This is a genomic window from Streptomyces sp. NBC_00237 (assembly GCF_026342435.1).
Classification (GTDB): domain Bacteria; phylum Actinomycetota; class Actinomycetes; order Streptomycetales; family Streptomycetaceae; genus Streptomyces.
Genome location: NZ_JAPEMT010000006.1, coordinates 96,680 through 123,605, shown reverse-complemented (window position 1 = coordinate 123,605; position 26,926 = coordinate 96,680). Strand labels below are relative to the sequence as shown.

The following is a 26,926-nucleotide window of genomic DNA, read 5'->3' as shown; positions in this document are numbered from 1 at the left end:
GCCCCCTCCCGCCCCACCTTGGAGTGGTCTTCTTCACTTCAATTGCACACGCACCGCATTCATTCACCTACTCTTGGTGAACATGAAGATCGCTTTCGTCGGGAAGGGCGGCAGTGGCAAGACCACGCTGTCCTCGCTGTTCATCCGCCACCTCACGGCCAACGAGGCCCCGGTCGTCGCCGTCGACGCCGACATCAACCAGCACCTGGGCGCTGCGCTCGGCCTCAGCGAGGACGAGTCCGCCGCGATGCCCGCCATGGGTGCGCACCTCCCTCTCATCAAGGACTACCTGCGCGGCACCAACCCCCGCATCGCCTCCGCCGAGACGATGATCAAGACGACCCCGCCCGGCGAGGGCTCCCGTCTGTTGCGGGTCCGCGAGGACAACCCGGTGTACGACGCCTGCGCGCGTCCGGTGGCCCTCGACGACGGCGAGGTCCGGCTGATGGCGACGGGCCCGTTCACCGAGTCCGACCTCGGCGTGGCCTGCTACCACTCCAAGGTCGGCGCGGTCGAGATGTGCCTGAACCACCTGCTCGACGGCCCCGACGAGTACGTGGTGGTCGACATGACGGCGGGCTCGGACTCGTTCGCGTCGGGCATGTTCACCCGCTTCGACATGACGTTCCTGGTGGCCGAACCGACCCGCAAGGGCGTCTCCGTCTACCGCCAGTACAAGGAGTACGCGCGGGACTACGGCATCGCGCTGAAGGTCGTCGGCAACAAGGTGCAGGGCCCGGACGACCTGGAGTTCCTGCGCGACGAGGTGGGCGACGACCTGCTCGTCACGATGGGCCACTCGGACTGGGTACGGGCCATGGAGAAGGGCCGCCCCTCCCGCTTCGAGCTCCTGGAGGCGGACAACCGTCTCGCCCTCCAGACCCTCCAGGACGCCGCCGAGGACAGCTACGCGCACCGCGACTGGGAGCGGTACACCCGCCAGATGGTGCACTTCCACCTGAAGAACGCGGAGAGCTGGGGAAACGCGAAGACCGGCGCCGACCTGGCTGCCCAGGTCGACCCGGCTTTCGTCCTCGACGAACGCCTGGCGGTCGGCGCCACCCAACCGGCGTAGCCGCCCCAGCGGCCGACACGCGGTGCGGCCGGACCCGCACCCTGCCCGCGCACACCGACAGCGGACCGACGGACGGAGTCCGGCGCGGCGCCCCGAAGCCCGAGAGGCGCCCCAGGCGCCGAACGGTGCGAGGGGCGCAGACGGCGGCTCTGCCCTGGCTGCCCAGGTCGACCCGGCCTTCGTCCTCGACGAGCGCCTGGCGGTCGGCGCCGTCCAACCGGCGTAGGCCGGAGACCGTCAGTGTCGCTCGGCCCGCGCAGGCCAGACAGGGGATCAGTGCTGTGCGGTCCCCGGGGCGTGTGTCGCGGGTCGGGCGGGGGTGGCCGGGTTCAGGAAGGTGGGCCAGTCCGGCTTCGGGGGCTGGCCGACCTTCAGGGTGCGGAGCTTGGCCAGGACCTGCGGGTCCTGGGTGTCCAGCCAGTCCGCGAGCTGGCGGAAGGAGACGCACTTCACGTCGCGCTGGGTGCAGACCGTCTTGATGGTCTCCTCGATGGCACGCATGTACGTGCCGCCGTTCCAGGACTCGAAGTGGTTGCCGATGATCAGCGGAGCGCGGTTGCCCTTGTACGAACGCTCGAATGCCTGCACCAGGCCGTCGCGCATCTGGTCTCCCCAGTACGCGTGCCTGTCCTCGTCACCACGGGTCGCGCCCGACTGGTTCATGTAGAAGTTGTAGTCCATGGAGAGGGTCTGGAAGGCCCGCCCCGGCACCGGCACCAGCTGCATCGACAGATCCCAGAGCTTGCCCTGCTTCTCGGGCCAGATCTGGTCGTTGACGCCGCTGGTGTCGTAGCGGAAGCCCATCTCGGAAGCGGCGCGCATGAAGTTCTTGCGGCCCTCCAGGCAGGGGGTGCGGGCGCCGACGAGTTCCTTCTCGTAGTCGAAGGGCAGCGGCTTGACGTCCTTGAGGGCCGCGTTGGACTTCCAGTTCTTGACGAAGGACTTGGCCTGGGCGATCTCGCTCTTCCACTCGTCCTTCGACCAGGTGCCGACTCCGCCGTCCTTGCCGCAGAAGTGGCCGTTGAAGTGGGTGCCGATCTCGTTGCCCTCGAACCAGGCGCCGCGGATCTGCTCCACGGTGTCCCTGATTCCCTTGACGTCGTTGAAGCCGATGTCGGAGCGGCCCGCCGAGTGCTGCGGCGGGTTGTACAGGTCCTTCCTGCCCTCGGGCAGGAGGTAGACGCCGCTGAGGAAGTACGTCATCTTCGCGTCGTACTTCTGCCCCACCTTGCGGAAGTGGGAGAAGAGCCGCTGGCTGTCCTCGCCCGCGCCGTCCCAGGAGAAGACCACGAACTGCGGCGGCTTCTCGCCGGGCGCCAGCTTCTTCGGTACGGGCTGGAGCGGCTGGAGTCCCGTGTACGCGGTCGAGCCGTCGCCGATCAGACGGACCGGGCTCTTGGGGGCGGCGGCCGGGGCCTTCTTCGCACCGTGGGAGCCCTCCTTCGCCGGTGACTCCTGGCCCGAGCAACCGGCGAGGGCGGCCAGGGACAGTGCGGCGGCGGTGACGCCGAAGGTGGCTCTCTTCGTGGCGGCCATCATCCGCCCACCCTCTTTCTTGGTCTGATCTGCGAGTCGGCCGAAACGGCGCGGCAAACCTCGCATGCACCCACACGCCGGTAGTTGCGACAAGCCGCCCGAAATGCTTATTCACTAATTCGGGTGAAGGAATAGCCCATTTGCTCGCAAACCACCCCGCATCTCTTTACTCTGGATTACGATTCGTTTACCGAGAGTTTTAAGAGTCCCCCGCTGCACGCCGTGACCCACGGCCGCGACACCTCAGTTCCGCGACCGAGCTGCCCCGGAGGAGACAAGAGCAATGTCTGCTTGCGTACCCACTCGCCCCGAACACACCTCTCGCACCACCCGAGCCTCACGCTTCAACCGCCCGCACAGCCCGCCGTCCGGCGACGGTGACGTCGACAACAGCGGTGACAGCGGCAGCGCGAACGGCGGAAAGCCCCACCGGGCCCGCTTCAAGATCGCCGGTGGTGACCTCGCCGCCTCGATCACCGTGTTCCTGATCGCCGTGCCCATGTCGCTGGGCCTGGCCGTCGCCATCGACGCGCCCCTGGCCGCGGGCCTGATCGGCGCCGCCGTCGGAGGCATCGTCGCCGGGCTGCTCGGCGGCTCCCCCCTCCTGGTCAGCGGCCCATCCGCCGGACTGACCGTCGTGACCGCCGAGTTGATCCACCGCTACGGCTGGCGCACGACCTGCGGCATCGTCATCTGTGCCGGATTCGTACAGATCCTGCTGGGCTCGCTCAGGGCGGCGCGCAGCGCCCTGGCCGTGAGCCCCGCCATCGTGCACGGCACCCTCGCGGGAATCGGCGTCGCCATCGCACTCGCCCAACTGCACATCGTGCTCGGCGGCTCCCCCGAGAGCTCCGCCACGGCCAACGCCCTCGCCCTGCCGGAGCAGTTGGCGAACCTGGGCCCGGCCGCGCCACTGATCGGCGGGCTCACCATCGCCGTACTGATCCTCTGGCCACGCCTTCCCGGACGTACGGGAAGAACCCTGCGCAAGATCCCTGCCGCCCTGGCCTCCGTCGCGATCGCCACCGCGGTCGCCGCTGCGGCGGCCCCTTCGATCGCCCGGGTCGACCTGCCCTCCTGGAGCACGCACGCGTTGCCCCAGATGCCCGAGGGCCCGGTGCTGGGACTGATCGCGGCGGTGCTGACGGTGACGCTGGTGGCGAGCCTGGAGTCACTGCTGTCCGCGGTCGCCGTGGACAAGCTGGCCGCCGAGCGACCGCAGGGACGCGTACCGCGTTCCGACCTGGACCGCGAGCTGCGTGGCCAGGGCATCTCCAACATGCTGTCCGGACTGCTCGGCGGGCTGCCGATCTCCGGCGGTGCCGTCCGCAGCACCGCCAACGTCCGGACGGGCGCGGTCAGCCGGGCGTCCACCGTGCTGCACGGAGTGTGGGTGCTGGGCGCCTGCGCGCTGCTGGTCGGCGTACTGGAGTGGATTCCGTTGGCGGCACTGGCCGCCCTGGTGATGATGGTCGGCATCCAGATGGTGAGTTTCGCGCACATCCGCAACGTCCACAGGCACCGCGAATTCCTGGTGTACGTCACCACGGTCGCCGGTGTCGTCGTGCTCGGCGTCCTGGAGGGCGTGGCCCTCGGGATCGCGGTCGCGGTCGCGGTCGCCATGCACCGGCTGGCCAAGACCCGCATCGTCACCGAGACGACCCCCGACGGCGTCCATCACGTCCGGGCCCGCGGCCAGTTGACGTTCCTGGCCGTACCCCGGCTGACCCGGACGCTCGGCCAGATTCCGCAGGGGACGCACACGGTGGTCGAGCTGGACGGCTCCTTCATGGACCACGCGGCGTACGAGACCTTGCAGACCTGGCAGGACGGCCATGTCGCGCAGGGCGGAAAAGTCGAGGTCACCGGTCGTTCGGGCATCCGGCTCGCCGGTCCCGTGACCAGCGCCGCACACACTTGCTGCCGCCCCTGGACGCCCTGGCGCAACCACCACTGCGACGAACACGCCCCCCGCGTCGAGCAGTCGGCGGCGAGCCCGAGCGAGGCAGCCGTCCGGCCGACCGGCACGCGTCAACTGGCCAGCGGGCTGAGCGCGTTCCAGCGCAACACCGCGCCGCTGGTCCGCGACGAGCTGGCCCGTCTCGCCCGCGAAGGCCAGAGCCCCTCGCAGCTCTTCCTCACCTGCGCGGACTCCCGCCTGGTCACCAGCATGATCACGTCCAGTGGTCCGGGCGACCTCTTCACCGTGCGGAACGTGGGGAACCTGGTTCCGCCCGCGGGTTCGGAGAGCGGGGACGACTCCGTCGCCGCGGCCATCGAGTACGCCGTGGACGTACTGAAGGTCGAGTCGATCACCATCTGCGGGCACTCGGGATGCGGGGCGATGCAGGCCCTGCTGAACGGGCCCGCCGAGGACGTGGCGAGCACCCCGCTGCGACGCTGGCTGCGGCACGGCGCGCCGAGCCTGAAGCGGATGAGGAGCAGGCACCACTCCTGGGCACGGATCTCCGGGAGGCTGCCCACCGACGTGGTGGAGCAGTTGTGCCTGACCAATGTGGTGCAGCAACTGGAACACCTGCGGCAGCACGAATCGGTGAAGCGCAGGCTCGCCGAGGGGACGCTGGAGCTGCACGGGATGTACTTCCACGTGGCTGAGGCGCAGGCATATCTGCTGGTCGACGGGGCACGCGTCGGAGAGACCATCGAGGTCTTCGACCGCGTGACGCCGTCGGCACACTCCGAGTTGGAGGACCTCAGCGCCTGAACCGGAATGCCTCGGCGGCGGAGTCGGCAGACCTCGGCGCCTGACAGGTGCAGCCTGAACCTTTCGGGGTTCGCGTACGTGAGACCGTACGGCCCCCTCCGCACGCCCGCGGAGGGGGCCGTACCGGCGCCACACCAGTCCACAGGTCTAAACCAATTCTCGGATGGCTCTTGTCACCTGGGCTTCGGACTGATGAGCTAGGCCCCGGGACACATCGGACGCCCTGGGAATGGGAGATGTCGTGAGCAACGAGAGCTTGGCCAATCTGCTGAAGGAAGAGCGCCGATTCGCTCCTCCTGCCGAGCTGGCCGCCAACGCCAACGTCACGGCGGAGGCGTACGAACAGGCCAAGGCCGACCGACTCGGCTTCTGGGCCGAGCAGGCACGCCGCCTCAGCTGGGCCACCGAGCCCACCGAGACGCTCGACTGGTCGAACCCGCCCTTCGCGAAGTGGTTCGCGGACGGCGAACTCAACGTCGCGTACAACTGCGTGGACCGCCACGTCGAGGCGGGCAACGGCGACCGCGTCGCCATCCACTTCGAGGGCGAGCCGGGCGACAGCCGCGCCATTACGTATGCGGAGCTCAAGGACGAGGTGTCGCGTGCCGCGAACGCCCTCGCCGAGCTGGGCGTACGCAAGGGCGATCGCGTCGCCGTCTACCTCCCGATGATCCCCGAGGCCGCCATCGCGATGCTGGCCTGCGCCCGCGTCGGCGCCGCGCACTCGGTGGTCTTCGGCGGCTTCTCCGCCGACGCCGTCGCCTCCCGCATCCAGGACGCCGACGCGAAGCTCGTCATCACCTCCGACGGCGGCTACCGGCGCGGCAAGCCGTCCGCGCTGAAGCCCGCGATCGACGAGGCCGTCGCCAAGTGCCCCACGGTCGAGCACGTACTGGTCGTCCGGCGCACGAAGCAGGAAACGGCGTGGGACGAGACCCGCGACGTGTGGTGGCACGACATCGTCGGCCGTCAGTCGGCCGAGCACACCCCCGAGGCGTTCGAGGCCGAGCACCCGCTCTTCATCCTCTACACCTCGGGCACGACGGGTAAGCCCAAGGGCATCCTGCACACCTCCGGCGGCTACCTCACCCAGGCGGCGTACACCCACCAGGCGGTCTTCGACCTCAAGCCGGAGACCGACGTCTACTGGTGCACGGCCGACATCGGCTGGGTGACCGGGCACTCGTACATCGTGTACGGGCCGCTGGCGAACGGCGCGACGCAGGTCATGTACGAGGGCACGCCGGACAGCCCGCACCAGGGGCGCTTCTGGGAGATCGTGCAGAAGTACGGCGTGACGATCCTCTACACCGCGCCGACCGCGATCCGCACGTTCATGAAGTGGGGCGACGACATCCCCGCGAAGTTCGACCTTTCGTCGCTGCGCGTCCTCGGATCGGTCGGCGAGCCGATCAACCCCGAGGCGTGGATCTGGTACCGCAAGCACATCGGCGGCGACCGGTGCCCGATCGTCGACACCTGGTGGCAGACCGAGACCGGCGCGATGATGATCTCGCCGCTGCCGGGCGTCACCGAGACGAAGCCGGGTTCGGCGCAGCGCGCGCTGCCGGGCATCTCCGCGACCGTCGTCGACGACGAGGCCCACGAGGTGCCGAACGGCGGGGGCGGCTACCTCGTCCTCACCGAGCCGTGGCCGTCGATGCTCCGCACGATCTGGGGCGACGACCAGCGCTTCATCGACACGTACTGGTCGCGCTTCGAGGGCAAGTACTTCGCCGGTGACGGCGCGAAGAAGGACGACGACGGCGACATCTGGCTGCTCGGCCGCGTCGACGACGTGATGCTGGTGTCCGGTCACAACATCTCCACCACCGAGGTCGAGTCCGCGCTCGTCTCGCACCCGTCGGTCGCCGAGGCGGCCGTGGTCGGCGCCGCGGACGAGACGACCGGTCAGGCGATCGTGGCGTTCGTGATCCTGCGCGGTACGGCGTCCGAGACGGACTCGCTCGTCGCGGACCTGCGCAACCACGTCGGTTCGACGCTCGGCCCGATCGCCAAGCCCAAGCGCATCCTGCCGGTGGCGGAGCTGCCGAAGACGCGCTCCGGCAAGATCATGCGCCGGCTGCTGCGCGACATCGCCGAGGGCCGGGAGCTGGGCGACGTCTCGACGCTCACCGACGCCTCCGTGATGGGCCTGATCCAGACGAAGCTGCCGGACTCGGCGGGCAGCGAGGACTGAATCCCCCTCCCCCTCCCCCTCCCCCTCCGCTGATCCCCTGAACGGCCCACGGGCACCCCGCGCTCCCCGCGCCGGGTGCCCGTTTCGCTCGTAAGGTGAAGATCGCCGGATACGCCCTTGCGCACCACGGGTAGAGTTGACCGTCGCGTCAGGAACGCGTCAAAACTCAACAGGTGCGCCGGGAAGTCTGGTCGGCAATGTGCTTCATGCTGCCCACCGACCGGAGGTATTCACCCGTGGCCGCGCCCACTGACCCCACGCCCACCAGGAGCAAGTTCCTCGGACGGCTCCCGCTCCCCGAGCGGCGTTACGTCGCCAACGCGCTCCGCACCGAGACGGTCGGCGGCGTCCTGCTCCTCATAGCCGCCGTCGCGGCGCTGATCTGGGCGAACACCTTCGGTTCCGGTTACGAGGCGTTCCGCGGGCTGCACTTCGGACCCGGCTTCCTCGGCCTCGACCTGTCCGTCCAGCACTGGGCGGCCGACGGCCTGCTGGCCATCTTCTTCTTCGTCGCGGGCATCGAGCTCAAGCGCGAACTCGTCGCGGGCGAACTGCGCGACCCCAAGGCCGCCGCCCTCCCCGTGATCGCGGCCCTCTGCGGCATGGCGGTCCCGGCCCTCGTCTACGTACTCGTCAACGTCATCGGCGACGGCGACACCGGCGGCTGGGCCGTCCCGACCGCCACCGACATCGCGTTCGCGCTCGCGGTCCTCGCGGTGATCGGCACCTCGCTGCCGTCCGCGCTGCGGGCCTTCCTGCTGACCCTGGCCGTCGTCGACGACCTCTTCGCGATCCTGATCATCGCGGTCTTCTTCACCAGCGACATCAACTTCGCGGCGCTCGGCGGAGCCGTCGTCGGCCTGGTCGTCTTCTGGCTGCTGCTGCGCGCCGACGTGCGCGGCTGGTACGTGTACGTGCCGCTCGCCCTGGTCATCTGGGGCCTGATGTACAACAGCGGTGTCCACGCCACCATCGCCGGTGTCGCCATGGGCCTGATGCTGCGCTGCTCCCGGCGCGAGGGCGAGGAGCACTCGCCGGGCGAGCACATCGAGCATCTGGTGCGGCCGATCTCGGCGGGGCTCGCGGTGCCGCTGTTCGCCCTGTTCTCGGCGGGTGTCTCGGTGTCCGGCGGCGCGCTCGCCGACGTCTTCACCCAGCCGGAGACGCTCGGTGTGGTGCTCGGTCTGGTGGTCGGCAAGGCCCTCGGCATCTTCGGCGGCACCTGGCTGGCGGCCCGCTTCACCAAGGCGGAACTCAACGAGGACCTGGCCTGGCCGGACGTCTTCGCGGTCGCCTCGCTGGCCGGGATCGGCTTCACCGTCTCGCTGCTGATCGGTGAACTCGCCTTCAGCGACGACCCGGAACTGGCCGACGAGGTCAAGGCGGCGGTCCTCATCGGCTCGCTGATCGCGGCAATCCTGTCCGGCGTACTGCTGAAACTGCGCGTCCGTAAGTACCGTGCGCTCTACGACGAGGAAGAGCGCGACGAGGACATGGACGGGATCCCGGACGTCTACGAGGTGGGCAAGCCCGACTACCACCTGCGGATGGCCGACATCTTCGAGGCGAAGGCGGCGGAACACCGACGGCTGGCCGAGCAGTGTGCGGGTAGCGGCAACAACGGCACCGGGAAATCCGCTGCCGACAACAACGCGGAAGTGCCGGGGGCGGCGCGCGACGACAGCAGCGGTCCGGCATGATCTGACTTCAGATCCGACGAGTGATCCGACGATTGACGGAAACTCGCAGAGCTTGAACAAAAGAGGGAGTAAGCGATGAGCGACCCCGCGCGCAACGTCCACGGCGTCGAGAGCGCCGAGCGCAGCCTCGGCCAGTTGGTCGCCACGGCGACCACCGAGATGTCGGCGCTCATGCACGACGAGATCGCGCTGGCGAAGATCCAGCTCAAGCAGGACGTGAAGCGCGGGGCGGTCGGCGGCGGTGCGTTCGGCGCGGCCGGTGCGGTGCTGATCTTCTCCCTGCCGATGCTGAGCTTCGCGCTGGCGTACGGCATCCACACCTGGAGCGACTGGAACCTCGCCTGGTGCTTCCTCCTGTCCTTCGCGGCGAACGTACTGGTCGCGGGCCTGCTCGCCCTGATCGGCGTGGTCTTCGCGAAGAAGGCCAAGAAGGGCCGGGGGCCGCAGAAGGCCGCAGCGTCCGCCAAGGAGACCGCCGCCGTCCTCGGAAACGCGAAGCCGCACCCCCGTCAGGTGCAGGACAACACGTCCGCTGTGGCACGCTCGTCCGTATGACAGCCCTTGATACCAACGGCTCCTCCGGTACGCCCGCCTCGCCCGCCGCAGCACCGGCCTCCGCCGCGTCCGTCGTACGCCTCGACGGTCCGTGGACGCACCGGGACGTGGCGGCCAACGGCGCGCGCTTCCACATCGCGGAGCTGGGGGAAGGGCCGCTGGTCCTGCTGCTGCACGGGTTCCCGCAGTTCTGGTGGACCTGGCGGCATCAGCTGACGGCGCTCGCCGACGCCGGGTACCGGGCGGTGGCGATGGACCTGCGCGGGGTGGGCGGCAGCGACCGTACGCCCCGTGGTTACGACCCGGCCAACCTCGCGCTCGACATCACGGGCGTCGTACGGTCCCTGGGCGAGCCGGACGCGGCCCTCGTCGGGCACGACCTGGGCGGGTACCTGGCGTGGACGGCTGCGGCGATGCGGCCCAAGCTGGTGCGCCGACTGGTCGTCTCGTCGATGCCGCACCCGAGACGCTGGCGCTCCGCGATGCTGTCGGACTTCGCGCAGTCGAAGGCGGGATCGTACGTCTGGGGCTTCCAGCGGCCGTGGGTTCCTGAGCGTCAGCTCGTCGCGGACGACGCGGCGCTGACGGGCCGCCTGATCCGGGACTGGTCGGGGCCCCGGCAGCCGGACGACGAGGCTGTCGACACCTACCGGCGGGCGATCCAGATCCCCTCCACGGCGCACTGCTCCATCGAGCCCTACCGGTGGATGGTGCGGTCGATGGCCCGGCCCGACGGCCTCCAGTTCAACCGGCGGATGAAGGCTCCCGTACAGGTGCCGACGCTGCATCTGCACGGCTCGCTCGACCCGGTGATGCGCACCCGCAGCGCCGCGGGCTCCGGCGAGTACGTCGACGCGCCCTACCGGTGGCGGCTGTTCGACGGCCTGGGCCACTTCCCGCACGAGGAGGACCCGGCCGCCTTCTCGACGGAACTGGTCAACTGGCTGAAGGACCCCGAGCCCGACCGGTAGGACCACCGGCGGCAGCGAAAACGCCCTTCCGCCCCTCCGGCGGAACACTTGTCCTACGAACTGCCAAATGCCCCCCGCATACGCCAATTGGCGGACCGTCAGGCGATTATCGACCTTGGGTGCCGGGCAGACGTCGAGGTATGGGCTGGACGCACGACTACGGTGACGCAGCACGCAACCGCCGCTCGGCGACGACGCCGATCGCCTACGAGAGGGGACGCCCCCACCATGAGGGCCTTCAACACCCCGGCACGGCGATCGGCATCCCCCGTATCCTCCGGCGTCGCGCCCGGTGGGTGTCGGCGCGGCTGAGGCACCAACGGAGCTGACGCCCCGGCCGGACCAGTGCCTTGGCGTCTGACGCCCCGGAAGGACCGACGCCTTCGCGTCAGTCCTTGCCTTCGCGTCAGTCCTTCCTGAGGTAGTCGAGTCCCGGGTGTGCGCCCCGGTAGCCCTCCAGCAGCCTGCGCGCCACCTGGACCGAGTCGACGAGCGGGTGCAGGGCGAACGCCTTGACCGCCTCCCGCCGCGACCCGCTCTCCCCTGCGGCCAGCACACACCTCTCCACGGCCTTCACGGCGGCCACCAGGCCCGCCTCGTGCCCGGTGAGCTGCGAGACCGCCAGGGGGTGGGCACCGGTCGCGTCGACCAGGCACGGGGCTTCGACCACGGCTGCCTCGTCGAGGACGTCGAGGACGCTGCTGCCGTCGGGGCTGTCGGGGCTGTCGGGGCTGTCGGGGCTGGCCGCAGGATGGGTGCCCTTGCCGTTGCGGACGTTGAGGATCAGCGTGGTGCGTTCGTCGCGCGCGATGGCCCGCATCAGGGCCAGCGCCACGTACTCGTACCCGCCGGACTCCAGGTCGTCGGCGGCGCGCTCGCCCGCACCCGCCGCCTCCCGGTTCTCGGCCATGTACGTGGCCTCGCGCTCGACCCTCGTACGGTCCCAGGCGTCCCAGGCGGCACCCTGCTCCCACTGCTGGCCCGCTCCGCCCGCCAGAGCCTCGTAGAAGCGCGCCTGCTGGTCGCGGAGGAAGGCGCCGCGGGTCTGCTTCGCCTGCTGGTAGGCGGTGACCGCCTCGCGGTTGAAGTAGTAGTAGTGCAGGTACTCGTTGGGGACGGAGCCCAGCGAGCGCAGCCAGTCCGCGCCGAAGAGCCTGCCCTCCTCGAAGGACGTCAGCCGCTCGTCGTCGGCGAAGAGCTCCGGCAGTACGTCACGGTCGTCGACGTACAGACCGCGCAGCCAGCCCAGGTGGTTGAGCCCGACGTAGTCGATGCGCGCCGAGGCGGGGTCGGCGACGCCGAGGGTCCGCGCGACGCGGCGGGCGAGGCCCACCGGGGAGTCGCAGATGCCGATGACGCGGTCGCCGAGGTGGCGGGACATGGCCTCGGTGACCAGGCCCGCCGGGTTGGTGAAGTTGATGACCCAGGCGTCGGGGGCCAGCCGGGCCACCCGCTGGGCGATGTCGACGGCCACGGGGACGGTCCGCAGTCCGTACGCGATGCCGCCCGCGCCGACGGTCTCCTGGCCGAGCACGCCCTCGGCCAGGGCGACCCGTTCGTCGGCGGCCCGGCCTTCGAGTCCGCCGACCCGGATCGCGGAGAAGACGAAGTCGGCACCGCGCAGCGCCTCGTCGAGGTCGGTGGTGACCGAGACCTCGGGGGCGGCGGGGGCGACGGGGACGCCCTCGGCGCGGGCGCGGGCCGCCTGGTCGCTCAGCACCCGGGCGATGGCGGCCAGCCGGTCAGGGGCCGGGTCGTACAGGGTGACGTGGGTGACGCGGCCCTCGGCGCGGTCGCGCAGCAGCGCTCCGTACACCAGCGGGACGCGGAAGCCGCCGCCGCCCAGGATCGTCAGACGCATGCTCGTGCCTTTCGGGTGGTGCCTTTCGGATCGTGCCTTCGGGTCGTGCCTTCGGGTCGTGCCTTCGGGGCGTGCCTTTCGGGGCGTACGCCGCACGCACGGGCCGAGCCCGCTCAGAGCGCGCAGCCCTGGCTGTCCACCTGCTGGTTGGCCGTGCGGCCCTGCTTGATGTCGTCGCGGATCTCGTCGGCGGTCAGCGCGTACCCCGTCTCCGGGTCGTCCAGGGACTTGGCGAAGACGACGCCGTACACCTTGCCCTCGGGGGTCAGCAGCGGGCCGCCGGAGTTGCCCTGGCGGACGGTCGCGTACAGCGAGTAGACGTCGCGGCGGACCGTGTCGCGGTGGTAGATGTCGGGGCCCTTGGCGTTGATGCGGCCGCGGACGCGGGCCGAGCGGACGTCGTAGGCGCCGTTCTCCGGGAAGCCCGCGACGATCGCGCTGTCGCCGCTGCGGGCGTCCTTGCCGATGAATTCGAGGGGCTTGGCACGCAGGGCGGGGACGTCGAGGACGGCGATGTCGCGCTTCCAGTCGTAGAGGACGACCTTCGCGTCGTACAGCTTGCCCTCGCCGCCGATCTGTACGGTCGGCTCGCTGACGCCCCCCACCACGTGGGCGTTCGTCATGACGCGGCGCTCGGAGTACACGAAACCGGTGCCCTCCAGGACCTTGCCGCAGCTGGGAGCCGTACCGACGACCTTGACGATGGACTTCTTGGCGCGGGCCGCGACCGGGCTGTTCGCGAGCTTCGGGTCGGGGGGCAGGACCTCGGTGATCGGCTCGTTCGAGAACGGGCTGAAGACCTGCGGGAAACCATTCTGCGCAAGGACGGAACTGAAGTCCTCGAACCAGGTGCTGGCCTCGCCCGGCACCACCCGGTCCACCCCGAGCAGCACCTTCGAGCTGCGCACCTCCTTGCCGAGCGTGGGCAGCGAGGAGCCCGCGAGGGCGGAGCCGATCAGCCAGGCCACCAGCAGCATCGCCACGACGTTGACCAGCGCGCCGCCGGTCGCGTCCAGGGCGCGGGCGGGCGACCAGGTGATGTGTCTGCGGAGCTTGTTGCCCAGGTGCGTGGTGAATGCCTGCCCCACGGAGGCGCAGACGATCACGATCACGACCGCCACCAGGATTCCGGTGGTGGAGTCGCCGAGGGAGGAGCCCTCGTCGAACCACCCCCAGATGACCGGCAGCAGATAGACCGCGACAAGACCGCCGCCGAGGAACCCGATCACCGACAGCACGCCGACGACGAATCCCTGGCGGTACCCGATGACCGCGAACCACACGGCCGCGACCAGCAACACAATGTCCAGGACGTTCACGCCCGCCACCCTGTCATGTCCGTCATGCGTGCCAGTCGAGCGGGACCTCGCGAGAGCGGTCCCAGGGCCGCTCCCAGCCCGCGTAGTGCAGGACCTTGTCGACCACCCCGGCAGTGAACCCCCACAGCAGCCCGGCGTCCAGCAGGAAGGCCGGACCTCGGTGGCCGCGCGGGTGCACGCTGGTGGCCCGGGTCGCCGGGTCGGTGAGATGGGCCACCGGGACGGTGAAGACCCGCGCGGTCTCGCCCTGGTCGACGGCGCCGACCGGGCTCGGCTCGCGCCACCAGCCCAGCACCGGGGTCACCACGAAGCTGCTGACGGGGATGTAGAGACGCGGCAGCACTCCGAAGACCTGGACACCGGACGGGTCGAGTCCGGTCTCCTCCTCGGCCTCCCTGAGGGCGGCCCGGAGCGGTCCCGTGGTCTCCGGGTCGCCGTCCTCGGGGTCGAGGGCGCCCCCGGGGAAGGAGATCTGCCCGGCATGCGAGCGGAGGCTGCTCGCCCGCTCCATCAGGAGCAGCTCGGGCCCCCTCGGTCCCTCGCCGAAGAGCACCAGGACGGCGGACTGGCGGCCGCTGCCGCTCTCCGGCGGCAGGAACCGGCTCAGCTGCTCGGGCCGGACGCTGCGGGCCACGCCCGCCACCGGATCGAGCCAGTCGGGCAGCCCCCGGTCGCTGACGACGACCCCGTCGGCCGCCGTCGGCACCCCGTCCTCGTCCGCCTCGTCCGCCTCACTGGCGGCTCCCGCAGCACTCGTCCTTGTCATCGCCACACCCCCGTGCTCTCCCAACGTCCGCCCCCGTCACGATCGTTCCGCATTCAGCTGTCGTTCCCTCAATCCGGGGACCGGCGAAGGTCACTTTCCGGCCGTGGCCTTGGCCGTGACCTTCGCCGCGCCTCGCCTCGCCTAGCCCACCGTGGCCGCACCCATCGGCGGGGCGGGCTTCCCGCCCGCGTCCAGGTAGGACTGCGGGGGCTTCAGCCGCTGTCCCGGATAGCCGCCCTTCTCGTACTTGAGCAGCTTCTCGGCCTTCTCCGGGTCCGTCTCGCCCTCGCCGTACGACGGACAGAGCGAGGCGATCGGGCAGGCGCCGCAGGCGGGCTTGCGGGAGTGGCAGATCCGGCGGCCGTGGAAGACGACGCGGTGCGAGAGCATCGTCCACTCGCTCTTCGGGAAGATCTCGGCGACCACCGCCTCTACCTTCACCGGGTCCTCCTCGTCGGTCCACTTCCAGCGTCGCACCAGGCGTCCGAAGTGGGTGTCGACGGTGATTCCGGGCACGCCGAAGTAGTTGCCGAGGACGACGTTGGCGGTCTTGCGGCCGACGCCGGGCAGGGTGACCAGGTCCTCGATACGGCCGGGCACCTCGCCGCCGAAGTTGTCCCGCAGCGCCGTGGAGAGGCCCATCAGGGACCGCGCCTTGGCCCGGAAGAAGCCCGTGGGCCGGATGATCTCCTCCAGCTCCTCGGGCACCGCCGCGGCCATGTCCTCGGGCGTCGGGTAGGCGTCGAAGAGGGCGGGGGTGGTCTGGTTGACGCGCAGGTCAGTGGTCTGGGCGGAGAGGACCGTGGCGACCAGCAGCTGGAAGGGGTTCTCGAAGTCGAGCTCGGGGTGGGCGTACGGGTATACCTCGGCCAGCTCTCGGTTGATCTTGCGGGCGCGGCGGACCATCGCCAGGTGCGACTCCGGCTTGGCCTGCTTCGTGGGTGTGGGCTTCGTGGGCGCGCTCGTCGTGGGCGCGCTCTTCTTGGCCACGGTCTTCGTCGTTGCCTTCTTGGCCGTCGGCTTCTTGGCGACTGCCTTCTTCGCCGCGCTCTTGACCGGCGGCTTCTCGGCCGCAGCCGTCCCGGCCGGGGTCGCCCGTACCGATTTGGCGGCTGTTCGCGACCTCGCCGCAGCCTGTTCGCCCACGGCGGAATTTTGCCCTGCTGTCACCTGTCCGGCCCCCTTGACCTGCGCTCTCACCGGCTTGTTGGACACCCGGCCAGCCTAGGCGCAGCCACTGACATCCGCCTTGGCCACAGCCCAATGCGTACCCAATCAGCCCCCTGAAGCACGACCCGGCCCGGTTGTAAGTCATCCTTGGTGATTGAAGTGATTGATCGCACTGTTTTACCGTCCGGCATCATGGGGACCCAGGTCCCCTGAGCAGGTCGACAAGGAGAGAACACGTGGACGACGTTCTGCGGCGCGCCCCGCTCTTCGCGGCGCTCGATGACGAGCAGGCCGCGGAGCTGCGCGCCTCCATGAGCGAGGTGACCCTCGCACGCGGTGACGCCCTGTTCCACGAGGGCGACCCCGGTGACCGCCTCTATGTGGTGACCGAGGGCAAGGTGAAGCTTCACCGCACCTCCCCCGACGGCCGGGAGAACATGCTGGCCGTCCTCGGCCCCGGTGAGTTGATCGGCGAACTCTCGCTGTTCGACCCGGGCCCGCGCACCGCCACCTCGACGGCGCTGACCGAGGTCAAGCTGCTGGGCCTCGGCCACGGCGACCTCCAGCCCTGGCTGAACGTACGCCCGGAGGTCGCGACCGCGCTGCTGCGCGCCGTGGCCCGACGGCTGCGCAAGACCAACGACCAGATGTCCGACCTGGTCTTCTCCGACGTGCCCGGCCGCGTGGCCCGTGCGCTCCTGGACCTGTCGCGCCGCTTCGGCGTGCAGTCCGAGGAGGGCATCCACGTCGTGCACGACCTGACGCAGGAGGAGCTGGCCCAGCTGGTCGGCGCGTCCCGCGAGACGGTCAACAAGGCACTCGCGGACTTCGCGGGCCGGGGCTGGCTGCGCCTGGAGGCGCGGGCCGTGATCCTGCTGGACGTGGAGCGGCTGGCGAAGCGCTCGCGCTGACGCTGTCGCTCGGCGTCGGTCGGCGTCGGTCGCCACTGTCGTACGGCTTCGGCTGACGCCTCTGTACGGCTTCGGGCCGCACCCTCCTGGAGGGTGCGGCCCGAAGCCGTGTCCGGGCGTCTCAGCCCTCGCTCACGACGGGTACCTCAGGCGTGCCCCGGTCGTACCTCAGTCCTTGCCCACGATCACCGGCGTCTTGCTGCCGGAACCGCACGGGACCGCGTACACCGGGTGCTTCTGCGCCGCCTCCTTGTACGCCTCGATGCACTGGTTCGCGAGCACCTTGTCGCTGAGCGAGTCGTTCAGGATGCGGTTGGCCTGGGCGATGCCCTCGGCCTCGATCTTGCGGCGCTTGGCCTCGGCGGTGGCCGTCTTGGTCGCCTCCTCGGCCCGCTCGGTGGACTGCTGCTGCTGGATCTTGCGGTCGATCTGCCCCTGGAGCTGCGCCGAGGGCTTCACGTTGCGCAGGTTGACGGCGGCGACGGCGATCCCGCGCGGGGCGAGCCGCTCCTTGATGAGACCGCCGATCTCGGCGTTGATCTTCTCGCGGGCCGAGGAATAGCCCTGTTCGCTCGTGTGCCGGGCGAACACGTTGCGGATGATCTCCCGGCTGTCCGGCTGCACCAGACGCGTCTGTACGGACTCCTCACTGCCCGCGAGGCGGTAGAGCTCCACGACCTTGTCCGGGGTCACCGCCCACTTCACGGTCAGCTCGACCTCCATGACGCCGCCCTGCGAGGAACGGACCTCCACGACGTCCTTGTCGGACAGGTTGAGGTCGACGGGGCGGGTGGAGAAGGACGTGACGGTCGTGAAGGGCGAGCGCAGGTGCATCCCGGACAGCATCGGCCCGCCGACCTTGCCGAAGGTGACCGGCACTCCGACCTCGTAGGCGCTCATCACGTACAGACAGCTGGAAGCTCCCGCGATCAGTCCGGCCAGCAGTGCGCCGACCGCACCGAGTTTCAGCCCGCGAGTGTCCTGCGAACGGCCCACGAGGTAGAGCACCACGGCGGCGAGTACGAGCAGGATGGACAGCACAAACACAGTGGTTCCCCCCAGGAACAGCGGTCATCATGCCTCGGTCGGCCCGATGTAGGCGGAGCGTAAGGCATGGACATGACTGGCGCGGCGGAATTGACCGCGCCCCGCCAGGCGGGCCCGCCCGGAGCGAGGGATACGGGCCGGCGCTGAGCGTGGCGACGGCACGCGAAAAGTCGCGGGACCGACCGGGAACCCTGTGGTCGTCCCGGCCGTTCAGCCTGTACAGACCGAGGTCGTCGAGCCTTCGCAGCTTGTGAACTGCACAGGGAAGAAGCGGTAGTTCCGGTCAGATGAGCCCGTGCTCGCGCAGATACGCCAGCTGCGCCCGCACCGAGAGCTCGGCCGCGGGCCACAGGGACCGGTCCACGTCCGCGTAGACATGCGCCACCACGTCGGACGCACTCACGTGCCCGTTCTCCACGGCCGTCTCCACCTGCGCCAGCCGACTCGCCCGGTGCGCCAGGTAGAACTCGATCGCGCCCTGGGCGTCGTCGAGCACGGGCCCGTGCCCCGGCAGGACGAGCCGCACCCCGTCGTCCACCGTCAGCGACCGCAGCCGCCGCAGCGAGTCGAGGTAGTCCCCGAGCCGCCCGTCCGGGTGCGCCACCATCGTCGTGCCGCGCCCCAGGACCGTGTCCCCCGTCAACACGGCCTGATCGGCGGGCAGATGGAAGCAGAGAGAGTCGGCGGTGTGCCCCGGCGTGGGCACCACCCGCAGCTCGACTCCGCCGGTGGTGATCACATCACCGGCGCCCAGCCCCTCGTCCCCGAGCCGCAGCGCGGGGTCCAGCGCCCGTACGGAGGTCCGGGTCAGCTCCGCGAACCGCGCGGCGCCCTCCGCGTGGTCCGGGTGCCCGTGCGTCAGCAGGGTCAGCGCCACCCGCTTGCCCGCCTTCTCCGCCGTGCCGATCACCGCCTGCAGGTGTACGTCGTCCAAGGGACCCGGGTCCACGACGACGGCCAGGTCGGAGTCGGGCTCGGACACGATCCACGTGTTCGTGCCGTCCAGCGTCATCGCGGAGGGGTTCGGTGCCAGGACGTTGACCGCGCGTGCGGTGGCGGGCCCGGAGAGGACTCCGCCCCTCGGCTGCCCCGGCAGGGCCGCTGCGTCCGTCACCGGGTGCCTCCCTCGGCGTCGGCCCGCCCGGCCCCGGCCGGGATGCGCTTGGTGAACTCATCGTGGCCCGGCCAGCTCAGCACCAGCTCGCCGTCGGCGAGGCGGGCCTGGGCGAGTACGGGGGCCATGTCCTGGTCGGGTGCGCCCGCCAGGACCTCTGCCGCCGTCCGGTACGGCTGGAGCTGCCGCAGCGTGGAGATGGTGGGCGGCATCATCAGCAACTCCCCCCGGTCGTAACCGGCGGCCGCCTGAGCCGGGGCGATCCACACGGTGCGGTCCGCCTCCGTGGAGGCGTTGCGGGTCCGCTGCCCGTCGGGCAGCGCGGCCACGAAGAACCAGGTGTCGTACCGCCTGGGTTCGAACTCCGGGGTGATCCAGCGCGCCCACGCACCCAGCAGGTCGGAGCGCAGTACGAGTTCGCGTCGGTCGAGGAACTCGGCGAAGCCCAGCTCCCGGGCCACCAGGGCCTGCCGGTCGGCCTCCCAGTCCTCGCCGGTGGTGTCGCCCACCACGGTGTCCTCGGTGGGCCCTGCGAGGAGGACGCCCGCCTCCTCGAAGGTCTCCCGGACCGCCGCGCAGACCACCGCCTGCGCCCCGCCCAGGTCGTCGGCCAGGCCCAGCCGCTCGGCCCACTCCGGCAGGGCCGGGCCCGCCCAGCGCACCTGCGAGTCGTCGTCCCGGGGGTCGACGCCGCCGCCCGGATACGCGTACGCGCCTCCGGCGAATGCCATGGAGGCGCGTCTGCGCAGCATGTGGACGGAGAGTCCGTCCCGGTCGGCGGCGGTGCCGTCGCTCAGGAGCAGCACGGTCGCGGCCCGCTTCGGGGCCGCGACGGTGAGCTCACCGTTCGCCAATGCGCGAATCCGGTCGGGCCATTCGGGCGGGTACCACTGACCATGGGACATGGCCGGATGCTACGGCCAACCGCCTCGATGTTCGAGAGGCAGTTGTAGCCAGCACCCACCTGTGACCGGGAGTTCACACGAACCGGCACCGGGCGCCCGGGGCGGCTCACGCCTCGGTGAGCTCCACCTGGATCTCGACCTCGACCGGGGCGTCCAACGGCAGGACGGTCACGCCGACGGCACTGCGGGCGTGCACGCCCTTGTCGCCGAGGACCTCGCCGAGCAGCTCGCTCGCGCCGTTGATGACACCGGGCTGGCCGGTGAAGTCGGTGGCCGAGGCCACGAAACCGACGACCTTCACGACGCGCGCGATGCGGTCCAGGTCACCGGCGACGGACTTGACCGCGGCCAGGGCGTTCAGCGCGCAGATCCGCGCCAGGTCCTTGGCCTCCTCGGCGGTGACCTCCGCGCCGACCTTGCCGGTGACCGGCAGGGCGCCGTCCACCATCGGGAGCTGGCCCGCGGTGAACACGTACACGCCGGACTGCACGGCCGGCTGGTACGCGGCGATCGGCGGGACGACCTCGGGCAGGGTCAGGCCGAGCGAGACGATCTTCTCCTCGACCGCGCTCATGCGGACTTCTCCCGCTTGAGGTAGGCCACCAGCTGCTCGGGGTTGTTCGGACCCGGCACGACCTGGACGAGCTCCCAGCCGTCCTCGCCCCAGGTGTCCAGGATCTGCTTCGTCGCGTGGACGAGGAGGGGGACAGTCGCGTACTCCCACTTTGTACTCATGCGGCCGACTCTAGCCGGTGGAAAGTCGGTGCGAACGCACGGGAAGGCGCACAGGAAGACACGGAGGAAGGCACGGGAAGGACGGCCTCCTGATTGGGCTGCGGGACGACTGGTTAGGCTCGAAGGCGTGAGCAGGCTCCAGGTCGTCAGCGGCAAGGGCGGTACCGGCAAGACCACGGTCGCCGCAGCACTCGCGCTCGCCCTCGCCACCGAGGGCAAACGCACCCTCCTGGTGGAGGTCGAGGGTAGACAGGGCATCGCGCAGCTCTTCGAGACGGAAGCCCTTCCGTACGAGGAGCGCAAGATCGCTGTCGCGTCGGGCGGCGGGGAGGTGTACGCCCTCGCGATCGACGCCGAACGCGCGCTTCTGGACTACCTCCAGATGTTCTACAAGCTGGGAAGCGCCGGGAAGGCCCTGAAGAAGCTCGGCGCGATCGACTTCGCGACGACCATCGCGCCGGGACTGCGGGACGTCCTGCTGACCGGCAAGGCATGCGAGGCGGTCCGGCGCCGGGACAAGAAGAACGCGTACGTCTACGACTACGTGGTGATGGACGCGCCGCCCACCGGCCGCATCACCAAGTTCCTCAACGTGAACGACGAGGTCGCGGGACTCGCGAAGTTCGGGCCGATATACAACCAGGCGCAGGCCGTGATGCGGGTCCTCAAGTCGCCTGAGACGGCAGTCCACTTCGTCACGCTCCTTGAGGAGATGCCGGTCCAGGAGACCGCGGACGGCGTGGCCGAGCTGCGGGCCGCGGAGCTGCCCGTGGGCAAGGTGCTCGTCAACATGGTCCGGCCGCAGCTGGTGGACGAGGAGTCCCTGCGTTCGGCGGCGGGCGAGCAGCGGGCGGCGGTGGCACAGGCGCTGTCCCGGGCGGGCTTGGGCGGCGCGCGGCACGGCGGGGACGCCGAGCGGCTGGTGGGCCCGCTCCTGGAACAGGCGGCGGAGCACGCGCAGCGGGTGGAGCTGGAGCGGGAGCAGCGGGCGGCACTGGCCGGGATCGGCCTTCGGACGTACGAACTCCCCCTGCTGGGCGAGGGGTTGGACCTGGCCGGGCTGTACCGGCTGGCGGCGGCACTCCGTACCCACCTCGGGACGGACCGGGCAGGGGGAGCGGCATGAGCGCACAGGAGCACCGGGCACGGGGTACGGGGCTGGACGCGGCGCCCGCGCTGGACGTCGATCCGCTGCTGGACGATCCGGCGACCCGCATCATCGTGTGCTGCGGGTCGGGCGGCGTCGGGAAGACGACCACCGCGGCGGCGCTGGGGGTGCGGGCGGCGGAGCGCGGGCGGCGGGCGGTGGTGCTGACCATCGACCCCGCGCGCAGGCTCGCCCAGTCGATGGGCATCGACTCGCTCGACAACGTGCCGCGCCGGGTGAAGGGCATCGACGAGAGCGCCGGCGGTGAACTGCACGCCATGATGCTCGACATGAAGCGGACCTTCGACGAGATCGTCGAGGCGCACACGGACGCGGACCGGGCCCGCGCCATCCTGGACAACCCCTTCTACCAGTCCCTGTCGGCCGGGTTCGCCGGTACGCAGGAGTACATGGCGATGGAGAAGCTCGGGCAGCTCCGCTCGCGGGACGAGTGGGACCTGATCGTCGTGGACACGCCGCCGAGCCGGTCCGCGCTGGACTTCCTGGACGCGCCGAAGCGGCTGGGGTCGTTCCTGGACGGGAAGTTCATCCGGGTGCTGATGGCTCCCGCGAAGGTGGGCGGCCGGGCCGGGATGAAGTTCCTCAACGTCGGCATGTCGATGATGACGGGCACGCTCAGCAAACTGATGGGCGGTCAACTGCTGCGCGACGTGCAGACGTTCGTGGCGGCGATGGACACGATGTTCGGCGGGTTCCGGACGCGCGCGGACGCCACGTACCGGCTGCTCCAGGCACCCGGGACGGCGTTCCTGGTGGTCGCCGCCCCGGAGCGGGACGCGCTGCGCGAGGCGGCGTACTTCGTGGAGCGGCTGGCGGCGGAGGACATGCCGCTGGCCGGTCTCGTACTCAACCGGGTGCACGGCAGCGGAGCCCCCCAGCTGTCCGCCGAGCGGGCGCTCGCCGCCGCGGAAAATCTTGGGCGGGACGGCATTGTGGATCAGAGGGACGGGAATGCTGGTCCTCGTGGCTCCACGGCCGCCTCTCCCGAGACATCCGAGACATCCCGCACTGCCGAAGGCCCCGGCGACGAAGACGCCCACGCCGAAGACGCTCGCGCCCAAGACAGCCGTGCCGAAGACGACCACGACCCGGGGGCCGAAGTCGAGGACGGCGTCGCGCAGTTGACTGCGGGCCTGCTGCGTCTGCATGCCGAACGCATGCAGGTGCTCGCGCGTGAACAGCGAACGCGCGACCGCTTCACCGCACTCCACCCCGAGGTGGCAGTGACCGAAGTCGCCGCCCTGCCCGGGGACGTGCACGATCTGGCCGGCCTGCGGACCATCGGTGAGCGCCTGAGCCACCAGTGACGCGACGGTCAGGACGAGTACTGGCCATCGATGACGGGCCCATCGGCGCCAGTGCCGTCGGCGACGGGGCCGTTGACGAACCGAGCCGTCGGTGAACGACCGGCGGCCGTTCCGGACATCCCCGTCCGGTCCGTCGCCCTGTGCGCCGCCACCTTCGGTGCAGCCACCATCGACTTCGCCACCATCGACTTCGCCACGATCGGCGACACCACCATCGGTGTCACCCCGATGGACGTCACCCCGATTGGCCTAGCCCACCACGTCCGGCCTAGCCCACCGCGGCGTACGCCTCCTCGTAGACCTCGTCCTCTTCGAGCACCGCGGGCAGGATTCCCGCACTGCGCTCGTACTCCGTGCGCGCGGTCTCCAAGAGCCTGCGCCACGAGGTGACCGTCGGACGCCTGCGCAGCAGCGCACGGCGTTCCCGCTCCGTCATCCCACCCCACACGCCGAACTCGACGCGATTGTCCAGCGCGTCCGCCAGGCACTCGGTACGCACCGGACATCCGGTGCACACCGCCTTCGCCCGGTTCTGCGCCGCTCCTTGTACGAACAGTTCATCCGGATCGGTAGTGCGGCAGGCTGCCTGCGCACTCCAGTCGGTTACCCAGCCCATCCCGGCGCCGTCCTCTCCCGAATCGAGGCTCCCCCACGGCGGCAGCGGCATATTCACCGCTGCCAGTTGAGGACGTTACGGAAGGTGGGCACAGCGCAACACCCCCTTCGGGCCCAATCTTGGATGGCCCGAACGGACTATGCGTATGCGGCAGATCACCCAGGGGAGTGACCTGGGGACATACGTCATCTACCCGGAGAAACGGGACAGTTCAGCGGGGTCGAGGGGGTCTCGGGGCCGACCTCGCGGACTACTCGGTCCGGCCCCGCCGACGTGATACGGAACCGCACTGGTGTGACAGCTGAGAGCAGCTTAGGCCAGAGCCTTTACGTATGTCCGGCGATTGAGAACGTAGGCTGCTCCTCATGGCAAAAACGCGCTCGGGCGGGGGTCTCACGCGGACCCAGCAGGCCGCCAAGTTCCTCGGTGTCAGCGTGCTCTCCGGAGCCGTGCTGGCCGGCATCGCCCTGCCCGCGGCCGGCGCGCTCGGTCTCGCGGCCAAGGGGACGGTCGAGGGATTCGACACCATCCCGGCGAACCTCAAGCGCCCCCCGCTCAGCCAGCGCACCACGATCCTCGACAGCCAGGGCGGCAAGATCGCTACGGTGTTCTCGCGCGACCGCACGGTGGTCGAGCTCAAGGACATCTCGCCGTACATGCAGAAGGCGATCGTCGCGATCGAGGACAACCGCTACTACGAGCACGGCGCGGTCGACATGAAGGGCATCCTGCGTGCCCTCAACCGCAACGTGCAGGCGGGCGGTGCCGCACAGGGCGCCTCGACCCTGACGCAGCAGTACGTGAAGAACGTCTTCGTCGAGGAGGCGGGCGACGACCCGGACAAGGTCGCGCAGGCCACCCAGCAGACCCTCGGGCGCAAGATCCGCGAGCTGAAGTACGCGATCCAGGTCGAGAAGGAACTCGGCAAGAAGCGCATCCTGGAGAACTACCTCAACATCACCTTCTTCGGGCAGCAGGCGTACGGCGTCGAGGCCGCGTCCCAGCGGTACTTCAGCAAGCACGCCAAGGACCTGAAGCTGGAGGAGGCCGCGCTGCTGGCCGGGCTCGTCCAGTCGCCGACCCGTTACGACCCGGTCAACGACTCGGCCGAGGCCACCAAGCGCCGCAACATCGTGCTCCAGCGCATGGCCGACATCCGCGAGATCTCCCCCGCCGAGGCGGCGCGCGCCAAGGCCGCTCCGCTGAAGCTGAACGTCAGCAAGCCCAAGAACGGCTGCATCACCGCCGTCAGCGGCGCGGGCTTCTTCTGCGACTACGTCCGCGAGATCTTCCTCAATGACCCGGTCTTCGGCAAGACCAAGGAGGACCGGGCCAAGGTCTGGAACCAGGGCGGCCTGACGGTACGCACCACCCTGGACCCGAAGGCCCAGAAGTCCACGCAGGCATCCATCAAGGACCACGTCTACAAGAGCGACAAGGTCGCCACGGCCGTCACCCTGGTGGAGCCCGGCAGCGGCAAGGTCCTCGCGATGGGCCAGTCCAAGCCGTACGGCTTCGGGAACAACGAGACCCAGATCAACTACTCGGTCGACAAGAACATGGGCGGCTCGAACTTCGGCTTCCCGACCGGCTCGACCTTCAAGCCGTTCCTGACCGCGGCCGCGCTGGAAGAGGGCAGGCCGCCGACGCAGACCTACCCGTCCCCGTACCAGATGCCCTATCCGGCCCGGATCGCCACGTGCAGCGGCAAGCCGTGGGTGAACCTCGGCAACCAGAAGCTGGAGAACGAGAACGAGAAGGAGGTCGGCCCGTACCCGCTCCGCGAAGCGATGAACATGTCCGTCAACACGTACTTCGTTCAGATGCTCGAAGACATCGGGATGTGCCCGGTCTCCAAGATGAGTGAGCGGCTCGGCCTGATCCAGGGCCACGGCAAGAAGATCCCCGAGGAGCCCTCGTCGCTGACCCTCGGCTCCAACGGCATCTCGCCGCTGCGGATGGCCAGCGCGTACGCGGCCTTCGCCAACCGGGGCACGTACTGCACGCCGATCGCCATCGAGTCGATCACAGGCCCCGGCCAGAAATCGCTGCCGGTCCCGAAAACCACGTGCACGGCGGCCATGGCCGAGCAGACCGCGGACACCGTCAACACGCTGCTGCGCGGAGTGGTCGACTCCGGTACGGGTCAGCAGGCCGGTCTCCAGAGCGGCCGTGACAACGCGGGCAAGACCGGTACCACCGACGAGCGCAAGAACGCCTGGTTCGTCGGCTACACGCCGAACCTCTCCGGCGCCGTCTGGGTGGGCAGCCCCACCCAGCGGATCAAGATGGAGAACATCACCATCGGCGGCAAGTACGAGGCCAAGGTGTTCGGCGGCCAGGTCCCCGGTCCCATCTGGAAGGACGCGATGTCCGGAGCGCTCGACGGCAAGGAGTCGCCGCGCTTCAACACCATCGACATCCCGGAACCGCAGAAGGACCCCCAGAAGGACAAGGACAAGGGCCGCGACAAGAACGACAAGAACAAGGACCGTGACAAGAACCGTCCCGGCAACGGCGACAACAAGCCTCCGGGCCGGGACCCCGGCGACGGTGACGGTGACGGCGGCTGGCCGGGCGACATCTTCGACGGCGGCGGCTTTCCGTAAACCCGTGCCCCCGGGATCCGGTGAACCGGTGAACCGGTGAACCGACAGCGATACGCGTGACGAATGAGGGCGCCACCCCGGCCGGGTTGGCGCCCTCACTCATACGTCGACGAAGCGTCGCGTCAGCCCGCCAGCAGGCCCTTCACCGAGGCGGCGACCCGGCCGCCGTCGGCGCGGCCCGCGACCTTCGGGTTGACGATCTTCATGACGGCGCCCATGGCACGCGGGCCCTCGGCCCCCGCGGCCTTCGCCTCGGCGACGGCCGCGGCGACGATCGCGTTCAGCTCGTCGTCGCTCAGCTGCTGCGGCAGGTACGTCGCGAGGATCTCGCCCTCGGCCTTCTCCCGCTCCGCCGACTCGGTACGACCGCCCTTCGCGAAGGCGTCCGCGGCCTCGCGGCGCTTCTTCGCCTCCTTCGCGATCACCTTCTCGACCTCGGCGTCGGAGAGCTCGCGGGCCTGCTTGCCCGACACCTCCTCGACCTGCACGGCGGCGAGGGTGAGCCGGAGCGTGGAGGAGCGGAGCTCGTCGCGGGCCCGGATGGCGGCGGTGAGGTCTTCCTTCAACTGCGACTTGAGCTGGGACTTGAGCGTGGTCATGACGCAAGTGTGGCAGGTCGTACGCCTTTGCCGCCCG

At 70.0% G+C, this 26,926-nt stretch carries 24 protein-coding genes; 11 read left to right on the top strand and 13 right to left on the bottom strand.

Features of this window, described 5'->3' with window-relative positions:
* Nucleotides 1–82 precede the first annotated feature (82 nt).
* Complete coding sequence (locus tag OG897_RS38770) at nt 83–1,075, top strand: ATP-binding protein (protein WP_266664814.1); 993 nt, start codon at nt 83–85, stop codon at nt 1,073–1,075.
* Nucleotides 1,076–1,348: 273 nt separating this feature from the next.
* Here OG897_RS38770 and OG897_RS38765 read toward each other — a convergent pair whose 3' ends face one another.
* Nucleotides 1,349–2,614 carry a hypothetical protein gene (locus tag OG897_RS38765; protein WP_266664812.1) on the bottom strand — a complete coding sequence of 422 codons (1,266 nt, stop codon included), beginning with the start codon at nt 2,612–2,614 and terminating at the stop codon, nt 1,349–1,351.
* Between the two features lie 280 nt (nt 2,615–2,894).
* Between OG897_RS38765 and OG897_RS38760 the strand changes: the two genes are divergently transcribed.
* From OG897_RS38760 to OG897_RS38735, 6 genes are all read left to right on the top strand, one after another.
* Nucleotides 2,895–5,336, top strand: coding sequence for a bifunctional SulP family inorganic anion transporter/carbonic anhydrase (locus OG897_RS38760; protein WP_266664811.1), 2,442 nt, complete (start codon nt 2,895–2,897; stop codon nt 5,334–5,336).
* A 229-nt stretch (nt 5,337–5,565) separates the two neighbouring features.
* Nucleotides 5,566–7,536, top strand: a complete 1,971-nt coding sequence (gene acs / locus OG897_RS38755) for an acetate--CoA ligase (protein WP_266664810.1) — start codon at nt 5,566–5,568, stop codon at nt 7,534–7,536.
* Nucleotides 7,537–7,733: 197 nt separating this feature from the next.
* A complete protein-coding gene (gene nhaA, locus OG897_RS38750) occupies nt 7,734–9,236 on the top strand; it encodes a Na+/H+ antiporter NhaA (RefSeq protein WP_266665041.1) in 1,503 nt (500 codons plus the stop codon).
* A gap of 75 nt (nt 9,237–9,311) precedes the next feature.
* Nucleotides 9,312–9,791: a phage holin family protein gene (locus OG897_RS38745; protein WP_266664809.1), complete on the top strand. Its 480-nt coding sequence runs from the start codon at nt 9,312–9,314 to the stop codon at nt 9,789–9,791.
* A complete protein-coding gene (locus OG897_RS38740) occupies nt 9,788–10,762 on the top strand; it encodes an alpha/beta fold hydrolase (RefSeq protein ID WP_266664808.1) in 975 nt (324 codons plus the stop codon). Before OG897_RS38745 ends, OG897_RS38740 begins: the two co-directional genes overlap by 4 nt.
* A gap of 140 nt (nt 10,763–10,902) precedes the next feature.
* Entirely contained in the window at nt 10,903–11,091 is a 189-nt protein-coding gene (locus OG897_RS38735) for a hypothetical protein (RefSeq protein ID WP_266664806.1), read from the top strand.
* 77 nt (nt 11,092–11,168) lie between these two features.
* On the opposite strand, the gene OG897_RS38730 is transcribed toward OG897_RS38735, so the two are convergent.
* The 4 genes from OG897_RS38730 to nth all read right to left on the bottom strand — a co-directional run bounded on the left by OG897_RS38730 (nt 11,169) and on the right by nth (nt 15,854).
* On the bottom strand, nt 11,169–12,623 hold the full coding sequence (locus tag OG897_RS38730; protein ID WP_266664804.1) for a 6-phospho-beta-glucosidase: 1,455 nt from the start codon (nt 12,621–12,623) through the stop codon (nt 11,169–11,171).
* A gap of 113 nt (nt 12,624–12,736) precedes the next feature.
* Complete coding sequence (locus OG897_RS38725) at nt 12,737–13,942, bottom strand: MarP family serine protease (RefSeq protein ID WP_266664802.1); 1,206 nt, start codon at nt 13,940–13,942, stop codon at nt 12,737–12,739.
* A gap of 22 nt (nt 13,943–13,964) precedes the next feature.
* Nucleotides 13,965–14,708, bottom strand: a complete 744-nt coding sequence (locus OG897_RS38720; protein WP_266664800.1) for a CoA pyrophosphatase — start codon at nt 14,706–14,708, stop codon at nt 13,965–13,967.
* 141 nt (nt 14,709–14,849) lie between these two features.
* The gene (gene nth / locus OG897_RS38715) at nt 14,850–15,854 is read right to left on the bottom strand and encodes an endonuclease III (RefSeq protein ID WP_266664798.1); all 1,005 of its coding nucleotides are present in this window, start codon (nt 15,852–15,854) and stop codon (nt 14,850–14,852) included.
* Between the two features lie 260 nt (nt 15,855–16,114).
* Here nth and OG897_RS38710 point away from each other — a divergent pair, with 260 nt between their 5' ends.
* Nucleotides 16,115–16,789, top strand: a complete 675-nt coding sequence (locus OG897_RS38710) for a Crp/Fnr family transcriptional regulator (protein WP_185033934.1) — start codon at nt 16,115–16,117, stop codon at nt 16,787–16,789.
* A 168-nt stretch (nt 16,790–16,957) separates the two neighbouring features.
* Here the strand turns inward: OG897_RS38710 and OG897_RS38705 are convergent, their stop codons facing one another.
* The 5 genes from OG897_RS38705 to OG897_RS38685 all read right to left on the bottom strand — a co-directional run bounded on the left by OG897_RS38705 (nt 16,958) and on the right by OG897_RS38685 (nt 20,590).
* Complete coding sequence (locus OG897_RS38705) at nt 16,958–17,836, bottom strand: prohibitin family protein (RefSeq protein ID WP_266664795.1); 879 nt, start codon at nt 17,834–17,836, stop codon at nt 16,958–16,960.
* 283 nt (nt 17,837–18,119) lie between these two features.
* Nucleotides 18,120–18,950: an MBL fold metallo-hydrolase gene (locus OG897_RS38700; RefSeq protein ID WP_266664793.1), complete on the bottom strand. Its 831-nt coding sequence runs from the start codon at nt 18,948–18,950 to the stop codon at nt 18,120–18,122.
* Nucleotides 18,947–19,855 carry an NUDIX hydrolase gene (locus OG897_RS38695; protein ID WP_266664791.1) on the bottom strand — a complete coding sequence of 303 codons (909 nt, stop codon included), beginning with the start codon at nt 19,853–19,855 and terminating at the stop codon, nt 18,947–18,949. Before OG897_RS38695 ends, OG897_RS38700 begins: the two co-directional genes overlap by 4 nt.
* 106 nt (nt 19,856–19,961) lie before the next feature.
* Complete coding sequence (locus OG897_RS38690; RefSeq protein ID WP_266664789.1) at nt 19,962–20,429, bottom strand: RidA family protein; 468 nt, start codon at nt 20,427–20,429, stop codon at nt 19,962–19,964.
* Nucleotides 20,426–20,590: a DUF4177 domain-containing protein gene (locus OG897_RS38685; protein ID WP_266664787.1), complete on the bottom strand. Its 165-nt coding sequence runs from the start codon at nt 20,588–20,590 to the stop codon at nt 20,426–20,428. The genes OG897_RS38690 and OG897_RS38685 overlap by 4 nt, the downstream gene beginning before the upstream one ends.
* A gap of 127 nt (nt 20,591–20,717) precedes the next feature.
* Here OG897_RS38685 and OG897_RS38680 point away from each other — a divergent pair, with 127 nt between their 5' ends.
* Both OG897_RS38680 and OG897_RS38675 read left to right on the top strand, forming a co-directional pair.
* Entirely contained in the window at nt 20,718–21,716 is a 999-nt protein-coding gene (locus OG897_RS38680; protein ID WP_266664785.1) for an ArsA-related P-loop ATPase, read from the top strand.
* Nucleotides 21,713–23,065 (top strand): ArsA family ATPase, encoded by a 1,353-nt coding sequence (locus tag OG897_RS38675; RefSeq protein ID WP_266664783.1) that lies wholly within the window; start codon nt 21,713–21,715, stop codon nt 23,063–23,065. The genes OG897_RS38680 and OG897_RS38675 overlap by 4 nt, the downstream gene beginning before the upstream one ends.
* A gap of 8 nt (nt 23,066–23,073) precedes the next feature.
* Here the strand turns inward: OG897_RS38675 and OG897_RS38670 are convergent, their stop codons facing one another.
* Nucleotides 23,074–23,304, bottom strand: coding sequence for a hypothetical protein (locus OG897_RS38670; protein ID WP_266664781.1), 231 nt, complete (start codon nt 23,302–23,304; stop codon nt 23,074–23,076).
* A 29-nt stretch (nt 23,305–23,333) separates the two neighbouring features.
* Nucleotides 23,334–23,681 carry a WhiB family transcriptional regulator gene (locus tag OG897_RS38665; protein ID WP_266664779.1) on the bottom strand — a complete coding sequence of 116 codons (348 nt, stop codon included), beginning with the start codon at nt 23,679–23,681 and terminating at the stop codon, nt 23,334–23,336.
* Nucleotides 23,682–24,046: 365 nt separating this feature from the next.
* Between OG897_RS38665 and OG897_RS38660 the strand changes: the two genes are divergently transcribed.
* A complete protein-coding gene (locus OG897_RS38660) occupies nt 24,047–26,290 on the top strand; it encodes a transglycosylase domain-containing protein (protein ID WP_266664777.1) in 2,244 nt (747 codons plus the stop codon).
* Between the two features lie 122 nt (nt 26,291–26,412).
* On the opposite strand, the gene OG897_RS38655 is transcribed toward OG897_RS38660, so the two are convergent.
* Nucleotides 26,413–26,889, bottom strand: coding sequence for a GatB/YqeY domain-containing protein (locus OG897_RS38655; RefSeq protein WP_266664776.1), 477 nt, complete (start codon nt 26,887–26,889; stop codon nt 26,413–26,415).
* Nucleotides 26,890–26,926: the final 37 nt, after the last annotated feature.

Excerpts from the sequence above, each read along its gene's own strand:
- OG897_RS38720 (WP_266664800.1), bottom strand. The coding sequence starts at position 14,708 with ATGACAAGGACGAGTGCTGCGGGAGCCGCCAGTGAGGCGGACGAGGCG.
- OG897_RS38695 (WP_266664791.1), bottom strand. The coding sequence starts at position 19,855 with ATGTCCCATGGTCAGTGGTACCCGCCCGAATGGCCCGACCGGATTCGC.
- OG897_RS38685 (WP_266664787.1), bottom strand. The coding sequence starts at position 20,590 with ATGAGTACAAAGTGGGAGTACGCGACTGTCCCCCTCCTCGTCCACGCG.
- OG897_RS38675 (WP_266664783.1), top strand. The coding sequence starts at position 21,713 with ATGAGCGCACAGGAGCACCGGGCACGGGGTACGGGGCTGGACGCGGCG.
- OG897_RS38735 (WP_266664806.1), top strand. The coding sequence starts at position 10,903 with ATGGGCTGGACGCACGACTACGGTGACGCAGCACGCAACCGCCGCTCG.
- OG897_RS38665 (WP_266664779.1), bottom strand. The coding sequence starts at position 23,681 with ATGGGCTGGGTAACCGACTGGAGTGCGCAGGCAGCCTGCCGCACTACC.
- OG897_RS38730 (WP_266664804.1), bottom strand. The coding sequence starts at position 12,623 with ATGCGTCTGACGATCCTGGGCGGCGGCGGCTTCCGCGTCCCGCTGGTG.
- acs (WP_266664810.1), top strand. The coding sequence starts at position 5,566 with ATGGGAGATGTCGTGAGCAACGAGAGCTTGGCCAATCTGCTGAAGGAA.
- OG897_RS38655 (WP_266664776.1), bottom strand. The coding sequence starts at position 26,889 with ATGACCACGCTCAAGTCCCAGCTCAAGTCGCAGTTGAAGGAAGACCTC.
- OG897_RS38690 (WP_266664789.1), bottom strand. The coding sequence starts at position 20,429 with ATGAGCGCGGTCGAGGAGAAGATCGTCTCGCTCGGCCTGACCCTGCCC.
- OG897_RS38760 (WP_266664811.1), top strand. The coding sequence starts at position 2,895 with ATGTCTGCTTGCGTACCCACTCGCCCCGAACACACCTCTCGCACCACC.
- OG897_RS38745 (WP_266664809.1), top strand. The coding sequence starts at position 9,312 with ATGAGCGACCCCGCGCGCAACGTCCACGGCGTCGAGAGCGCCGAGCGC.
- OG897_RS38660 (WP_266664777.1), top strand. The coding sequence starts at position 24,047 with ATGGCAAAAACGCGCTCGGGCGGGGGTCTCACGCGGACCCAGCAGGCC.
- OG897_RS38770 (WP_266664814.1), top strand. The coding sequence starts at position 83 with ATGAAGATCGCTTTCGTCGGGAAGGGCGGCAGTGGCAAGACCACGCTG.
- OG897_RS38765 (WP_266664812.1), bottom strand. The coding sequence starts at position 2,614 with ATGATGGCCGCCACGAAGAGAGCCACCTTCGGCGTCACCGCCGCCGCA.
- OG897_RS38740 (WP_266664808.1), top strand. The coding sequence starts at position 9,788 with ATGACAGCCCTTGATACCAACGGCTCCTCCGGTACGCCCGCCTCGCCC.
- nhaA (WP_266665041.1), top strand. The coding sequence starts at position 7,734 with ATGTGCTTCATGCTGCCCACCGACCGGAGGTATTCACCCGTGGCCGCG.